We start from the raw sequence: 14,457 nt of genomic DNA, 5'->3' as shown, positions 1-14,457 counted from the left end.
GGCTCCAGGACGTCGGCGCGGGGCGCGATACGGTCGCGCTTGTTAACGATGAATACCCCTGTTCGCTCCGTACCGCTACGGTTGCTCGCCTGAGGGGCGAGCGGTCAGAATTCGGAAATGGCGCCGGGCCGTCGCGAGCGCGACTTCAGCCACATGACGCCGAGCAGGTCGGAGAGCGAGGCCACCAGCCGTCCCCAGTTGGTGTATTTCGATCGGCCGGTCTCGCGATGGCGATGGCCGACGTCGAGATAGCGGTTCTCGAACCCCTCGCGGATCATCAGCGCCGGCAGGTAGCGGTGGACGTGATCGAAATAGGGCAGGCGCAGGAAGACCTCGCGGCGGAAGGCCTTGAGGCCGCAGCCGGTGTCGTCGGCGTCGTCGGCGAGCAGGCGCTTGCGGATGCGGTTGGCCCAGCGCGAGGCCCAGCGCTTGGCCTCGGAATCCTGGCGGCTGGCGCGCACGCCGCCGACCAGGGCGACGGTCGAGGGCGAGGCGGCGAGCAGGTCGGCGAGGCGGGGCGCATCGGCGGGCGGGTTCTGGCCGTCGCCGTCGAGGGTGACGACGATGGCCCCGCGGGCGGCCAGCACCCCGGTGCGGACGGCGCGGCTCTGGCCGGCGTTGGCGCCGTGGCTGAGCACGCGCAGGGCCGGCAGTTCGGCCATCAGGCCGCGCAGTTCGGCCAGGGTGCCGTCGCGGGAGGCGTCGTCGACGAAGACCATCTCATAGGCGCGCCCGGCGAAGGCGGCGGCGATCTCGCGGGCCAGCGGGCCGGCGGCGCCCTCCTCGTCATGCACGGGAACGACGACGGAGATGTCGGGAGCGGCTTCGATCATTCAGGCTGTCTAGCGGGTTTCGCGGCGGCGGGGGAGGGATGGCTGACGCGGGCCGAAGCGGCGTGTTAGGAAGATGAACATGACGCGCCCCGATCTCGACCGATTCATCGCCGGCTGGCGGGGCCCCGTGATGGCGGCCTTCATCGCCCTGTTGGCCGGGCTGCCGGTGCTGGCGCTGCTGCCGCCGCTGGACCGCGACGAGAGCCGCTACGCGCAGGCGACCTCGCAGATGCTGGAGAGCGGCGACTACGTCGACATCCGCTTCCAGGACGAGCCGCGCTGGAAGAAGCCGGTCGGCATCTACTGGATGCAGGCGGCGGCGGTGGCGGTGACCTCCAGCGTCGAGAACCGGGACATCCAGGCCTACCGCATCCCGTCGATCCTCGGAGCCATGCTGGCGGCGGCGGCCTGCGCCTGGGCCGGGGCGGCGATGTTCGGCCAGAGGGCCGGCTTCCTGGCCGGGGCCATGCTGGGGGCGACCTTCCTGCTCTCGACCGAGGCGGGCATCGCCAAGACCGACGCCATGCTGTGCGCGGCGGCGACCCTGGCCATGGCCGGGCTGGCGCGCATCTATCTGGCGACCAGGGCGGGGGCGGCGCCGCGAAGGCCGCACAAGCTGATGTTCTGGCTGGGGGTCGGGCTGTCGATCCTGATCAAGGGGCCGGTCGGGCTGATCGTCGTGGTTCCGGCCATCCTGCTGCTGTCGCTGTGGGACCGGGACGTGAAATGGCTGGGCCGGCTGGGCTGGGGCTGGGGCCTGCCGCTGACGGCGCTCATCGTCGGGCCGTGGGCCATCGCCATCACCATCGCCACCGACGGCGGCTTCTGGCGCGAGGCGATCATGGGCGACCTGGCGCCGAAGCTGGCGGGCGGGCACGAGAGCCACGGGGCGCCGCCGGGGTATTTCCTGCTGCTGGCGCCGGTGCTGCTGTTCCCGATGGCGCTGCTGCTGCCGGCGGCGCTGGCGACGGGCTGGCGCCGGCGGGCCGAGCCGGCGGTGCGCTTCCTGGTCTGCTGGCTGGTCCCGGCCTGGCTGATCTTCGAGCTGACCCCGACCAAGCTGCCGCACTACACCCTGCCCACCTTCGGGGCGATCGCCCTGCTGGCGGCGGCGGCGCTGACCCGGCCGATCGGCTCGATCTCACGCTATTCCGGGGCCGTGCTGTCGGTGATCAGCGGCCTGGCCATCGCCGCCGTCACGGTCTACGGCCTGACCGAGTTCGGGCGCTCGACGGCGCAGACCTGGGCGACCATCACCATCGTCTTCGCCGTGCTGGCGGCGCTGATCGGGGCCTTCCTGCTGCTGCACCGGGCGGCGGTGACGGCGGTGGTCGTGTCGATCGCGCTGGGGCTGGTCGCCCATGCGGGCCTGGCCGGGACCCTGCGCCAGCTGAGGCCGCTGGCCGTGGCGCCGCAACTGCAGAAGGTGCTGGAGCGGGCCGATCTGCATCCGCGGCAGGGGCGGCCGGGGCCGGTGGCCATCACCGGCTTCCATGAGCCCAGCTTCGTCTTCCTGACCGGCCGCGAGACCGAGCTGACCGACGCGGCGGGCGCGGCGCGCGCGCTGGCCGAGGGCCGGCCGGTGATCGTCGAGGGACGCGACGCCGACGCCTTCCGCCAGGCCTCGGCCGAGCTCGGCGTGACCGGGCGGGCGGTCGGGGTGGTGAACGGCCACAACTATTCGCGCGGCGACGACGTCAGCCTCACCGTCTATGCGCCGTCGGGGACAGGTCCGCAGTGAGCCGCCGCATCACCCTCGTCGAGGTCGGGCCGCGCGACGGGCTGCAGAACGAGAAGGCGGTGCTGGAGCCCGCCGTCCGCGCCGACCTGGTGCGGCGGCTGGAGGCGGCGGGGGCGCGGCGCATCGAGGCGGTCAGTTTCGTGCATCCGAAATACGTGCCGCAGATGGCCGGCGCGGAGGAGGTCATGGCCGCCCTGCCGCATGAGGCCCGGCGCAGCCGCATCGGACTGGTGCTGAACGGCAAGGGCTACGACCGGGCGCTGGGCACGGCGGTGGACGAGGTCAATGTGGCCATGTCGGCGACCGACGGCTTCGGGTTGAAGAACCAGGGCATGGGCGTCGACCAGCAGGTGCAGATGCTGGCGGACATCGTCGCGGGGCGGGCCAACGCGGCCGGGCAGCCGGGGGCGACGCCGTCGCTGTCGGCGACGCTCAGCTGCGTCTGGGGCTGCCCGTTCGACGGCGAGGTGTCGGTCGATCAGGTCGCCGATCTGGTCGGCCGGATCGGCGAGCTCGGGGTGGCCGAGATCGCCCTGGCCGACACCATCGGCGTGGCCGATCCGTGGCGCGTGACCAAGATGGTCGAGGCCGCCCGCAAGGCCGCGCCCGACGCCGTCCTGCGGCTGCATTTCCACGACACCCGCAACACGGGACTGGCCAACGCCTATGCCGGGGTGGAGGCGGGCGTCGATGTGCTGGACGCCTCGGTCGGCGGCATCGGCGGCTGCCCGTTCGCGCCGGGCGCCACCGGCAACATCGCCACCGAGGACCTGGTCTACATGCTGGAGCGGGCCGGGTTCGAGACCGGCTACGACCTCGACGCCCTGATCGAAACGGCGCGCTGGATCGGCGAGAAGATCGGCCGCCCGGCGCCGAGCGCGCTGAGCCGGGCGGGGGGCTGGCCCAAGCGATGAGCGGCGGAAGGGTCAGCTGACAGGCCGGACCCGGGTCCGGCGGTGCGATCGCGGAGGAGAGCGAGCATGGACCGGTTCACCGGCGGGTGCCTGTGCGGGGATGTGCGGATCGCGGCGACGGGGCGGCCGTACCGGGTCGGGCTGTGCCACTGCATGGATTGCCGCAAGCATCATGGGGCGCTGTTCTATGCGGCGGCGATCTTCCCCGAGGACGCCGTTACGATCGAGGGCGAGACGCGCGACTACGCGGGGCGGCATTTCTGCCCCCGCTGCGGCTCGTCGCTGTTCGCGCGCAGCGGGGATGAGGTCGAGCTGCATCTGGGGACGCTCGACGCGCCGGATCAGCTGACGCCGACCTATGAGAACTGGACCGCCCGGCGCGAGTCGTGGCTGCCGCCGTTTCCGGGGATGAGGCGGTATGAGCGCAACCGCACGGCGGCGGGCCGGCACGACGATGGGACCGGCTAGAGGGCGTCGAGCAGCCAGCGCGCCGCCACCGCCGCGCCGTCGGCGCGGATCGTCCCGGCCAGCCCGGCGGCGCGGGCGCGGGTCTGCGGGCGCAGCGCGATGTCCAGGGCGGCGGAGAGGGACCCGACCGTCGGCGTGGGGCCGTCATGCGCGGCGCCGACGCCGAGGGCGGCGACGCGGCTGGCGAAATACGGCTGGTCGGCGACCTGGGGGACGATGACCTGGGGCGCGCCCGCGCGGGCGGCGGCGGTGGTGGTGCCGGCGCCGCCGTGATGGATGACCGCCGCGACGCGCGGGAACAGGGCCTGCTGGTTGACGTCGCCGACCGCGAAGGCGTCGGCGCGGTCGTCTTCGAGGCCGAGTTCGGCCCAGCCGCGGGACAGGATCACGCGGCGGCCGTGGGCGCGGATGGCCTCGACCGCCATGCGGCCGGCCTGCTTCAGCGCCTCCATCGGCATGCTGCCGAAGCCGAGGTAGACGGGCGGTTCGCCGGCGTCGAGGAAGGCCAGAAGGTCTGACCCGAGCGGACGGTCGTCGGGCAGGATCCAGGCGCCGGTCTGGACCGGGTCGATGAGGTCGGTCGGCTCCCACGGCGCCAGCACCGGGTCGGCGGCCAGCAGGGGCCGGCGGGTGAAGACGCGGTCGCGGACGTGGTCGAGGACCGGGAGGCCGAGGGCGGCGCGGTGTCCGTTCACCGCCTCGCCGAACAGGGCGTCCATGGCTGTGTCGTTGAAGGCCCACAAGGCGGTGTTGTCGGTGACGCCGGGCGGGTTCGGATGGCCGGGATAGGACAGCGGCGGGTGATGGCGCGAGGGCAGGACGACGGGACAGAAGCTCGTCAGGACGAAGGGGACCCCGCGCGTCTCGGACACGGCCTGGGCGGCGGCTGTCGAGGGAAACAGGCCGGTGGCGACGATGGCGTCGCAGCCGTTGGCGGCGGCGTCGATCGCCTCATACTGGCCCCGCACCACCTCGGCGGCGGTCTGCGGCAGCTTCCAGCCGGAGCGGCGCGCCATCTCGACGAAGGCGCGGATCGGCATGAAGGCGGGGGCCAAGGGGACGCCGGCGCGGTCAAGGAGCCGGAGGAACTCGGGGTCTGCGGGGGCGGAGACGACGGCCTCAGCGCCGAGGGACTGGAGCGCCACGGCGAGCGCCGCGATCGGCTCGAGGTCGCCGCGTGATCCAAAGGTCGACAACAGTATGCGCATGGAACCCTCCCGTCCGGTTTTCGAGGGCTCGACAAACTGCGCATAAATCGTCGCGCCGCAATTCTTGAACTCAACTCATTGATCACCACTTCCAGTTCGGCCCGGAGCGGGAGGCGTGTTCACGCCCCGCCGGAGCCGCCCCCCTCAACCGTGTTTTCGCGCCGCCGTGATGGCGTTCGGGCGGGTTCGCCCCCAGGGTGCCAGGCGCGCGACCGGCGCGCGGCGCGGAGGGCGGCATGGGACGGCTGATCGAGGAACTGGACTATCGCCCCACGGCGATGGGGCCGCTGGTGCTGCGGCGGCGCTGGGTGGCGGCCATCGACCGGGACGTGGTCGAGGTGATCCTCGGCGACGAGCACCTGATGTCGAGCCTGTTCACGGTGGGGGAGATCGAGCTGGCGGTGCGCGGGCTGGCGGCGTCGCGGGGCGAAGGCCTGCGGGTGCTCGTCGGCGGACTGGGGCTCGGCTACACGGCGCGGGCGGCGCTGGCGCATCCGCGGGTGGCTTCGGTCGAGGTGGTCGATGCGCTGCAGCCGGTGATCGAATGGCACCGGGCGGGGCTTGTGCCGATCGGCGACAGTCTCGGGACCGAGCCGCGCTGCACCCTGTCGCACGGGGATTTCTTCGGCTGGTTCGATGCGCCGCGGAGCGAGGGGGAACGCTATGACGTGGTGCTGCTCGACATCGATCATTCGCCGCGCCAGCTGCTGCATCCCGAACATGCACGCTTCTATTCGCCCGAGGGGCTGGCGCGCGTGCGGGACGCCCTGAAGCCTGACGGGGTGTTCGCCATGTGGTCGGACGAGGGCCCGGACGACGATTTTCTCGCGGTGCTGGCGGCGGTGTTCCCGGCGGCGCGGGCCGAGGTGGTGGCGTTCGACAATCCGCTGACCGGAGGGGCCTCGACCTGCACGATCTATGTGGCGGGGCCGGCCGGGAGGTGAGGGAGTCCGGCGCGCTTTTCAGCGAGGCCTCACAATTCGCTCATGCTTCACAGGATGTCTCCCGGCACGGTCCGGACGTCAATCACGACGGGGAGACGAGCGATGAACGTGACGAACGAGGACCTGGATAGGCTGTGGGAGACGCTGCGGATGATCGGCTGGGGCGCCATCGCCCTGGTGATGCTGACGCCGGCGCTGGCCATGCAGTTCACCGAGGAGGTCAACTGGACCGGTGAGGATTTCGTCTTCGCCGGGGTGCTGCTGATCGGCGGCGCCGGCCTGATCGAACTGGTCGCCTGGCGGGTGCGCAACCCCGTGATCCGCATCGGCTTCGCCCTGTGCGTCGTCGCCGTGGTGGCCCTGATCTGGGTCGAGGCCGCGGTCGGCATATTCCACTAGCGGACGGGAGTTTCGGTCATGAACGGAGACGCGAAGATGGGGATTTCGGAGAGAGACGCGCGGCTGGCGCGGGCGCTGCGGGGGATTGTCTGGGGCGGGGCGGCGTTTGCCTGGCTCGTGCCGCTGGTCGCCCGGTTCACGGTGGACCTGCCGTGGACGACGGAGGATTTCGTCGCCTGGGGGATCATGCTGCTGGTCGCGGCGGGGGTCTGCGAGGTGGGGCTGCGGTTGTCGGGGCAGCTGGCCTACCGGGCCGGGGTGATCGTGGCGGTGGGGACCAGCTTCCTGATCACCTGGTCGAACCTGGCCGTCGGCATCATCGGCAACGAGAACAACCCGCTGAACCAGATCTTCTTCGGGGTGATCGCCATCGCCCTGATCGGGGCCTTTCTGGTGCGGTTCCGGGCGAGGGGCATGGCGCTGGTCATGGCGGTGACGGCGGCCGCCCAGTTCGGCACGGCCTTCGTCGCCCTGGCCTATGAGTACATCGTCTTCGGCATCGTCGGCGTGTTCGCGCTGGGCTGGCTGCTGTCGGCGTGGCTGTTCCGGGAGGCGGCGCGGGGGGAGGCGCGGGCGGCGGAGGTTTAGTCTCCTCACCCGCTCATCCCCGCAAAGGCGGGGACCCGGTTCTGTCCAGCGAGACGCCGGTGCTTCAGGACGGCCAGCGCCGCGCATCACCGCAACCGGTCACCCAAAGCACTGGGTCCCCGCCTTCGCGGGGATGAGCGGATCAGTTGGTCACAGGTTCAGCAGCGCCGGGTCGCCGCCCTGGGCGGAGATGTTGTTGCTGATGGCCTTTTCGGCGGCGTAGCGGATCAGGCTATAGGGGCCGCCGGCCTTGGGGCCGGTGCCGCTGAGGCCCTCGCCGCCGAAGGGCTGGACGCCGACGACGGCGCCGATGATTGAGCGGTTGATGTAGACGTTGCCGGCGGGGACGAGGCGGGCGACCTCGTCGGCGAAGGCCTCGATGCGGCTGTGCACCCCGAGGGTCAGGCCGTAGCCGCGCTCGGCCAGCTTGGACGCCGTCTGCTTGAGCTTCGACGGTTCGTAGCGGCAGACGTGCAGGATGGGGCCGAACACCTCGCGTTCCAGATAGTCGGGGGTCGGGACCTCGGCGATGGTCGGGGCGAACAGGTGGCCCTTGTCGGCGCCGGCGGGGAGTTCGGCGCGGGCGACAATCTTCGCATCGCCTTCCAGCCGCTTGAGGTGATCCTCGAGCATCTTCTTGGCGTCGGCGTCGATGACCGGGCCGATGTCGGTGGCGGGATCGGCGGGGTCGCCCACGACCTGAGCCGCCAGGGCGCCCTTGAGGCCCTCGATCAGGGCGTCGGCGGCGTCGTGCGGGACATAGAGCAGGCGCAGGGCCGAGCAGCGCTGGCCCGACGAGCCGAAGGCCGACAGGATGACGTCGTCGATGACCTGTTCCTTCAGCGCCGTGGTGTCGACGAACATGCCGTTGAGGCCGCCGGTCTCGGCGATGAAGGGGATGATCGGGCCGGGGCGATTGGCCAGCGAACGGTTGATCAGGGTCGCCGTGTCGGTGCCCCCGGTGAAGGCGACGCCATCGACCCCCGGGTGCGCCACCAGCTTGGCGCCGACGGTCTCGCCGCGGCCGGGGACGAGGGCCAGCAGGTCGGGGTTGAGCCCGGCCTTGTAGTAGAGGCGCACGGCCTCGGCGGCGACCAGCGGGGTCTGTTCGGCGGGCTTGGCCAGGACGGCGTTGCCGGCGGCGAGGGCGGCGGCGATCTGGCCGGTGAAGATGGCCAGCGGGAAGTTCCACGGACTGATGCAGGCGAAGACGCCGCGGCCGTGCAGGACCAGCTGGTTGATCTCGCCGACGGGGCCCTTGAGCTCCTGCGGCCCGCCGAAGTCGCGCTCGGCCAGCATGGCGTAGTAGCGGCAGAAGTCGGCCGCCTCGCGCACCTCGGCGACGCCGTCGTTGAGGGTCTTGCCGGCTTCGCGCGAGAGCAGGGCGACGAGGCGGTCCATGTCGGCCTCGAGCGCATCGCCCATGGCGCGCAGGATGGGGGCGCGCCCGGCGCCGCCGACGCGGTCCCACCTGACCTGGGCCCGGACGGCGAGGTCGACGGCGGCGTCGATGTCGGCCTCGGTCGCTTCCGAGACGTGGCCGAGCAGCTGGGTGGTGTCGAACGGGTTGGTGACCGGCTGGGGGTTGGTCCCGGCCTTGAGCTTGCCGCCGAGGATGGGGCCGGAGGTCAGCTTTTCGCTGTCGACCTTTTCGAGGGCGAGGACGTGCCGCTCGCGGTCGGCGGCCTGGGAGTAGTCGCGGCCCAGCGAGTTCTGGCGGTCCATGTACATGTCCTTGGGGGTCGGGATCTTGGCGTGGCGGTCGGGGTGGGCCTCGACGGACGAGATGGGGTCGGCGGCGACGGCGGCGGCGGGCACCCGCTCGTCGAGCAGGGCGTGGACGAAGGAGGAGTTGGCGCCGTTCTCGAGCAGGCGGCGGACCAGATAGGGCAGCAGGTCCTCGTGCCCGCCGACGGGGGCGTAGGCGCGGACGATGATGGTTTCTTCCGGCGGCCGCGAGGACCCGGGGGCCCGACCGCGGAAGCTGTCTTCAGCCGCATCGTAGAGGTCCTCTCCCATGCCGTGGAGACGCTGGAATTCGATTTGCACGTCAGCGTCGCTGGCCATCCGCCGCACCGCCGCGAGGGTGTGGGCGTTGTGGGTCGCGAACTGGGCGTAGAGGTGCGGAGCGGACTCGATCAGCAGGCGCGCGCAGACCAGGTAGTTGAGGTCGGTCGCCGCCTTGGTGGTGAAGACCGGATAGTCGGTGCGGCCGAACTGCTGGGCGCGTTTGATCTCGGTGTCCCAGTAGGCGCCCTTGACCAGCCGGACCATGATGCGCCGGCCCGAGGTCCGGGCCAGTTCGGCGACGCGGGACACCACTTCGGGCGCGCGCTTCTGATAGGCCTGCACCGCGAGGCCCAAGCCCTTCCAGTCACCCAGATCGGGATCGTTCGCCAGGCGGTCCAGGAGCTTCAGCGACAAGACCAGCCGGTCCGCCTCCTCGGCGTCCATGCAGAAATTGATGTCATACCGGGCCGCGATCATCGCCAGCCGCTTGACCCGGGGATACAGTTCTTCCCAGACGCGGGCTTCGTGGGTCGCCTCGTAGCGCGGCGACAGGGCCGACAGCTTGACCGAGACGCCGTGGCCGGTCTGGGGGCCGCGCATATCCGGCCGCTCGGGCATGGCCTTGCCGACCCCGTGGATGGCCTCGGCGTAGATGCGCTCGTAGCGTTCGGCGTCGGCGGCGGTGCGGGCGCCCTCGCCCAGCATGTCGAACGAGCACAGCCAGCCGTTCCGGTTGGAGCGCTTCAGGGCGGCCTCGATGGTGCGGCCGACCACGAACTGTTCGCCCATGATGCGGACGGCGGCGGCGACGGCCTCACGGATGACGGGCTCGCCGAGGCGGCCGACGATCCGTTTGAGGAAGCCGGGCAGGTCGGTCCTGGCCTCCTCATCGACATCGACGAGCTTGCCGGTCAGCATCAGGCCCCAGGTCGAGGCGTTGACGAACAGGCTGTCGGACTGGCCGAGGTGGCTGGCCCAGTCGGCCGAGCCGATCTTCTCGGCGATCAGGCGGTCGCGGGTGTCCTCGTCGGGGGTGCGCAGCAGGGCTTCGGCCAGGCACATCAGGGCCAGGCCCTCGCGGGTGCCGAGCGAGAACTCCTGCAGGAAGCTTTCGACCACGCCCTGTTTCTTGACGCTGGCGCGGGCGCGCTCGACCAGGTCGACGGCGCTGTTCAGGACCGCCGCGCGCTCGGCGGCGTCGAGCGGGATGCGGGCCAGCAGGCTTCGCACCGTGGCGGTTTCATCCGCGAACTTGCCCTGATCCAGCGCATCCCAATCCTGCGACAGCGGAAGGGGCGGAGAAACGTGTGCGTCCATGGCGCGCCTCCTAGCCCCTTTTGAGAGGAAACGGGAGAGGCTGCGGCGTCTCGCCAACGCCGTCGCAAACCGCTAGATCGGTTCCCCGATCAACGGCGGAGCCTTCCGGCCCACATGCGCATCGTTCTGGCCACCGACGCCTGGGAGCCCCAGGTCAACGGAGTCGTCCGCACCCTGACCCGGACCATCGCGGAATGCCGCGCCATGGGCCATGAGGTCGAGGTCATCGAACCGAGCCAGTTCAAGACCATCCCCTGCCCGACCTATCCGGAAATCCGTCTGGCGCTGGGGGCGGAGGAGGAGATCCGCGAGCGGCTGCGCGCCTTCGAGCCGGAGGCGGTGCACATCGCCACCGAGGGGCCGATCGGCATTGCCACGCGGCGCATCTGCGTGGAATGGAAGCTGCCGTTCACGACCAGCTACCACACCAAATTCCCCGAGTACGTCTCGGCCCGGTTCCCGATCCCGGTGCAGGTCGGTTACGCCTACATGAAATGGTTCCACAAGCCGTCGGGGCGGCTGATGGTGGCCACGCCGACGCTGCGCGACGAACTGCTGACGCACGGCTTCCGCAACGTCTCGCCGTGGTCGCGAGGGGTGGATACGGAGCAGTTCAATCCCGACCTGCCGCGCATCTATGACGAGATGGGCGGGAAGGACTGGCCGCGGCCGTTCTGGCTGAACGTCGGCCGGGTGGCGGTCGAGAAGAACATCGAGGCCTTCCTGCAGACCGACCTGCCGGGGACCAAGATCGTGGTCGGCGACGGACCGGCGCGGGCCGAGCTGGAAGCGAAATATCCGGAGGCGAAATTCCTCGGCGCGCGGTTCGGCGAGGAGCTGGCGCGCTGCTTCCGCGACGCCGACGTGTTCGTCTTCCCGAGCTGGACCGACACCTTCGGCCTGGTGATCCTGGAGGCCATGGCCACGGGCACGCCGGTGGCGGCCTATCCGGCGCACGGGCCGATCGACATCATCCCGGACTCGAACGCCGGGGCCATCGACAAGGACCTGCGGGTCGCCTGCCTCGAGGCGCTGAAATGCGACCGGGCGGCGGTGCGGGCCTATGCGGAGAAGTTCAGCTGGCGCGCCTCGGCGGAGCAGTTCGTGGAGAACCTGCAGCCGTATCCGGAGCCGGAGCGCGGGCGGTTCTGGCGCCGGCTGCGGCGGATCGCGCGGCTGCGGCGGAAGGCGGCGGCCTAGTCTCGCCCCCTCCCCATTCGCGTTGCAACGGGAGGAGACGCCGGTTGCGCTCCTACTCCCCCGGCGCTTCCATCACCGTCAGCTCCGTCGCGATCGCGCGCTGGGCGGCGAGCTCGTCCGCGGGCAGTGGGATCAGACCCCGGTCCTGCAGGTAGCCGCCGCGGCCGGCGGCGGCGTCGGACAGGAACTCCCGCACGAACTCGCGCAGGCCGGGGGTGACGCCGACGTGCTGCTTCTTGACGTAGATGAACAGGCTGCGGGCCAGCGGATAGGAGCCGTCGGCGATGGTCGCGGGCGAGGGGGCGACCCCGTCGATGGTCTCGGCCTTCACCGTGTCGAGGTTCTGCTCGAGGAAGGAGAAGCCGAACACGCCCAGCGAACCGGGGGTGCGGGTCAGGGTCTGGACGATGGCGTTGTCGTTCTCGCCGGCGTCGATCCAGGCGTTGTCCTCGCGCAGGGTGTGGGCGAGGGCCTCGAACCGGTCCTTGTCCTGGATGGCCGCGAGGGTCGGGATCCGCCTGGCGCCGGGGGCCATGCCGAGCTCGAGGAAGGCGTCGCGGGTGCCGGAGGTGGGCGGCGGGCCATACACCTGGATGCGCTGGGCGGGCAGGGCCGGGTTGACCTGGTTCCAGGCGGCGGCCGGGTTGGCGTCGAAGGCGCCGGTCGGCCCCGGCGTTTCTCCGGCCAGGGCGAGGTAGAGATCCTGCAGACGCAGGTCGAAACTCTCGCCGGTGCGGGCGGTGGCGATGACGATGCCGTCGTAGCCGATCTTGATCTCGACAATGTCGGCGACGCCGTTGCGGCGGCACAGCTCGAACTCGGACGCCTTCATCGGCCGCGAGGCGTTGGCGATGTCCGGCGTGCCGGGGCCGACGCCCTCGCAGAATTTCTGGATGCCGCCGCCGGTGCCGAGCTGTTCCACCCGCGGCGCCGCCCCGTCGAAGCTGCGGTCGAATGTCTCGGCCACCCGACTGGCGAACGGGAAGACGGTCGAGGAACCGACGGCGAGGATGCCGGCGGCGGGCCGGGCGGGGGGCTGCTGTTCGCCACAGGCGCCGAGGGCGAGCAGGGCGACGGCGGAAGCCGCGAGAAGGATGCGGGTCATGGATTCAGGCTCCGACGACGGTGGCTGTCGAAGCCGGTTGGACCACAGGATTGTGACGCGGGAACCGATGGAACGGTGACGGTTCTGTGAGGGAGCAGGCAGCAGGCAGCAGGCAGCAGGAAGAAAGAACCGGGCGTCGCAGGTTGTCGGGTCGAGCCGCGCTCAGGCCGTGCTCACCTGGCGCCTGCTGCCTGCTGCCTGCTGCCTGCTGCCTGCTGCCTGTCGCCTTGTCGCTAGATGTGGATCGCGTGCCCCAGCGCCCGCAGGCTGGCTTCGTGGAAGGCCTCGCCCAAGGTCGGGTGGACGTGGATGACGCCGGCGACGTCTTCCAGCACCGCGCCCATCTCCAGCATCTGGGCGAAGCTGTTGGACATTTCGGAGACGTGCTGGCCGACGGCCTGGACGCCGAGCAGACGGTGGTCGGTCTTTGACGCGAGAACGCGGACGAAGCCGCCGTCCTCGCCGGCCTCGATGGCCAGGGCGCGGCCGATGGCGGCGAGCGGGAAGACGGCGGTGAGGACGTCGTCGCGGCCCTCGACGTCCTGCGGGCCGAGGCCGGCGGAGACGATCTCCGGCTCGGTGAAGCAGACGGCGGCGATGGTGACCGGGTCGAACCGGCGGTCATGGCCGGCGATGATCTCGGCGACGACCTCGCCCTGCGCCGAGCCCTTGTGGGCCAGCATGGGTTCGCCGGTCAGGTCGCCGACGGCCCAGACGTTGCGCATGGAGGCAGCACACCGGTCGTCGATCTTGACGAACGGACCGTTCATGGCCACGCCCATGTTCTCGAGACCCCAGCCCTGCGTCCGCGCCTTGCGGCCGACGGTGACGAGGACCTTGTCGGCCTTGAGCTTGATCGCCTTGCCGTCCTTCGTCGTGACGTTGAGCTGGCCCTTTTCGAACGACCCGGCCTTGGCGCCGAGATGCAGTTCGACGCCGTGCTTCTCCAGCCATTTGGCGACCGGATCGGTCAGGGCCTTGTCGTAGAGCGGCAGCAGGCGGTCGGCCATTTCGACGATGGCCACCTCGGCGCCGAGCTTGCGGAAGGCGATGCCGAGCTCGAGTCCGATATAGCCGCCGCCGACGACCACCAGCTTGTTCGGGACCTTGTCCAGCGACAGGGCCTCGGTCGAGGAGATGACGTCGCCGCCGAAGGGCAGGAAGGGCAGTTCGACGGGCTCGGAGCCGGTGGCGAGGATGACGTGTTCGGCGGTGATGCCGATGTCGCCGTCGGCGGTCTTCACCGTGCAGGTCTTGGCGTCGGAGAAGGTCGCCCAGCCCTTGATGACCTTGACCTTGGCCTTCTTCAGCAGGGCGGCGACGCCGGCGTTCAGCTTTTTGACGATGCCGTCCTTCCACGCCACCGTCTGCGACAGGTCGACGGCGGGCTTGGACGCGGTGATGCCGAGCGTGCCGCCGTCGGCGGCCTTGGCCACCGTCTCGAATTTCGAGGCCGCGTGGATGATGGCCTTGGACGGGATGCAGCCGACGTTCAGGCAGGTGCCGCCCAGCCCGTCGCCGCCGTCGACCAGCACGGTGTCGAGGCCCAGCTGGCCGCACCTGATGCCAGCCACGTAGCCGCCGGTTCCGGCGCCGATGATCAGGACTTTGGTTTTGATCTGCTGCATCTCGCTCGCTCACCAGTCTGACCCCTCTCCCTGAGGGAGAGGGAGGGGCCCGACCGGCTTGTCCGGGCGGGAGGGTGTGGGGTTACGGCGCCAAGGGCGTCA

The 14,457-nt window shown here is 70.9% G+C and carries 12 protein-coding genes; 7 read left to right on the top strand and 5 right to left on the bottom strand.

What is annotated here, in order from left to right; translation table 11 throughout:
- Window positions 1-104 precede the first annotated feature (104 nt).
- Entirely contained in the window at window positions 105-833 is a 729-nt protein-coding gene (locus VEA98_RS02955; RefSeq protein ID WP_324810982.1) for a glycosyltransferase family 2 protein, read from the bottom strand.
- Window positions 834-912: 79 nt separating this feature from the next.
- On the opposite strand from VEA98_RS02955, the gene VEA98_RS02950 reads away from it, so the two are divergent.
- The 3 genes from VEA98_RS02950 (at window position 913) to VEA98_RS02940 (ending at window position 3,956) form a co-directional block, all read left to right on the top strand.
- Window positions 913-2,574: a glycosyltransferase family 39 protein gene (locus VEA98_RS02950; protein ID WP_324810981.1), complete on the top strand. Its 1,662-nt coding sequence runs from the start codon at window positions 913-915 to the stop codon at window positions 2,572-2,574.
- Window positions 2,571-3,488 (top strand): hydroxymethylglutaryl-CoA lyase, encoded by a 918-nt coding sequence (locus tag VEA98_RS02945; protein ID WP_324810980.1) that lies wholly within the window; start codon window positions 2,571-2,573, stop codon window positions 3,486-3,488. Before VEA98_RS02950 ends, VEA98_RS02945 begins: the two co-directional genes overlap by 4 nt.
- A gap of 66 nt (window positions 3,489-3,554) precedes the next feature.
- Window positions 3,555-3,956 carry a GFA family protein gene (locus VEA98_RS02940; protein WP_324810979.1) on the top strand — a complete coding sequence of 134 codons (402 nt, stop codon included), beginning with the start codon at window positions 3,555-3,557 and terminating at the stop codon, window positions 3,954-3,956.
- Here the strand turns inward: VEA98_RS02940 and VEA98_RS02935 are convergent.
- The gene (locus tag VEA98_RS02935) at window positions 3,953-5,164 is read right to left on the bottom strand and encodes a glycosyltransferase (protein WP_324810978.1); all 1,212 of its coding nucleotides are present in this window, start codon (window positions 5,162-5,164) and stop codon (window positions 3,953-3,955) included. The two genes, VEA98_RS02940 and VEA98_RS02935, sit on opposite strands and share 4 nt — an antisense overlap.
- 236 nt (window positions 5,165-5,400) lie before the next feature.
- On the opposite strand from VEA98_RS02935, the gene VEA98_RS02930 reads away from it, so the two are divergent.
- From VEA98_RS02930 to VEA98_RS02920, 3 genes are all read left to right on the top strand, one after another.
- On the top strand, window positions 5,401-6,108 hold the full coding sequence (locus tag VEA98_RS02930) for a hypothetical protein (RefSeq protein ID WP_324810977.1): 708 nt from the start codon (window positions 5,401-5,403) through the stop codon (window positions 6,106-6,108).
- 102 nt (window positions 6,109-6,210) lie between these two features.
- Window positions 6,211-6,507 carry a hypothetical protein gene (locus VEA98_RS02925; RefSeq protein ID WP_324810976.1) on the top strand — a complete coding sequence of 99 codons (297 nt, stop codon included), beginning with the start codon at window positions 6,211-6,213 and terminating at the stop codon, window positions 6,505-6,507.
- A gap of 18 nt (window positions 6,508-6,525) precedes the next feature.
- Window positions 6,526-7,095, top strand: coding sequence for a hypothetical protein (locus tag VEA98_RS02920; protein WP_324810975.1), 570 nt, complete (start codon window positions 6,526-6,528; stop codon window positions 7,093-7,095).
- A gap of 150 nt (window positions 7,096-7,245) precedes the next feature.
- Here VEA98_RS02920 and putA read toward each other — a convergent pair whose 3' ends face one another.
- Window positions 7,246-10,422, bottom strand: coding sequence for a bifunctional proline dehydrogenase/L-glutamate gamma-semialdehyde dehydrogenase PutA (gene putA / locus VEA98_RS02915; RefSeq protein WP_324810974.1), 3,177 nt, complete (start codon window positions 10,420-10,422; stop codon window positions 7,246-7,248).
- 114 nt (window positions 10,423-10,536) lie between these two features.
- Between putA and VEA98_RS02910 the strand changes: the two genes are divergently transcribed.
- Window positions 10,537-11,622, top strand: a complete 1,086-nt coding sequence (locus VEA98_RS02910; RefSeq protein ID WP_324810973.1) for a glycosyltransferase family 1 protein — start codon at window positions 10,537-10,539, stop codon at window positions 11,620-11,622.
- Between the two features lie 52 nt (window positions 11,623-11,674).
- On the opposite strand, the gene VEA98_RS02905 is transcribed toward VEA98_RS02910, so the two are convergent.
- Both VEA98_RS02905 and lpdA read right to left on the bottom strand, forming a co-directional pair.
- The gene (locus VEA98_RS02905; RefSeq protein WP_324810972.1) at window positions 11,675-12,727 is read right to left on the bottom strand and encodes a substrate-binding domain-containing protein; all 1,053 of its coding nucleotides are present in this window, start codon (window positions 12,725-12,727) and stop codon (window positions 11,675-11,677) included.
- A 233-nt stretch (window positions 12,728-12,960) separates the two neighbouring features.
- Window positions 12,961-14,355 (bottom strand): dihydrolipoyl dehydrogenase, encoded by a 1,395-nt coding sequence (gene lpdA / locus VEA98_RS02900; RefSeq protein WP_324810971.1) that lies wholly within the window; start codon window positions 14,353-14,355, stop codon window positions 12,961-12,963.
- Window positions 14,356-14,457 lie beyond the last annotated feature (102 nt).

This window comes from Brevundimonas sp. (genome assembly GCF_035627055.1).
GTDB lineage: Bacteria > Pseudomonadota > Alphaproteobacteria > Caulobacterales > Caulobacteraceae > Brevundimonas.
This window is presented reverse-complemented; position numbering and strand designations above follow the sequence as displayed.

Bases quoted from the DNA above. Each gene is read 5' to 3' on its own strand.
- VEA98_RS02955 (WP_324810982.1), bottom strand. From the start codon at position 833: ATGATCGAAGCCGCTCCCGACATCTCCGTCGTCGTTCCCGTGCATGAC.
- VEA98_RS02950 (WP_324810981.1), top strand. From the start codon at position 913: ATGACGCGCCCCGATCTCGACCGATTCATCGCCGGCTGGCGGGGCCCC.
- VEA98_RS02940 (WP_324810979.1), top strand. From the start codon at position 3,555: ATGGACCGGTTCACCGGCGGGTGCCTGTGCGGGGATGTGCGGATCGCG.
- VEA98_RS02935 (WP_324810978.1), bottom strand. From the start codon at position 5,164: ATGCGCATACTGTTGTCGACCTTTGGATCACGCGGCGACCTCGAGCCG.
- VEA98_RS02930 (WP_324810977.1), top strand. From the start codon at position 5,401: ATGGGACGGCTGATCGAGGAACTGGACTATCGCCCCACGGCGATGGGG.
- VEA98_RS02925 (WP_324810976.1), top strand. From the start codon at position 6,211: ATGAACGTGACGAACGAGGACCTGGATAGGCTGTGGGAGACGCTGCGG.
- VEA98_RS02920 (WP_324810975.1), top strand. From the start codon at position 6,526: ATGAACGGAGACGCGAAGATGGGGATTTCGGAGAGAGACGCGCGGCTG.
- putA (WP_324810974.1), bottom strand. From the start codon at position 10,422: ATGGACGCACACGTTTCTCCGCCCCTTCCGCTGTCGCAGGATTGGGAT.
- VEA98_RS02910 (WP_324810973.1), top strand. From the start codon at position 10,537: ATGCGCATCGTTCTGGCCACCGACGCCTGGGAGCCCCAGGTCAACGGA.
- VEA98_RS02905 (WP_324810972.1), bottom strand. From the start codon at position 12,727: ATGACCCGCATCCTTCTCGCGGCTTCCGCCGTCGCCCTGCTCGCCCTC.
- lpdA (WP_324810971.1), bottom strand. From the start codon at position 14,355: ATGCAGCAGATCAAAACCAAAGTCCTGATCATCGGCGCCGGAACCGGC.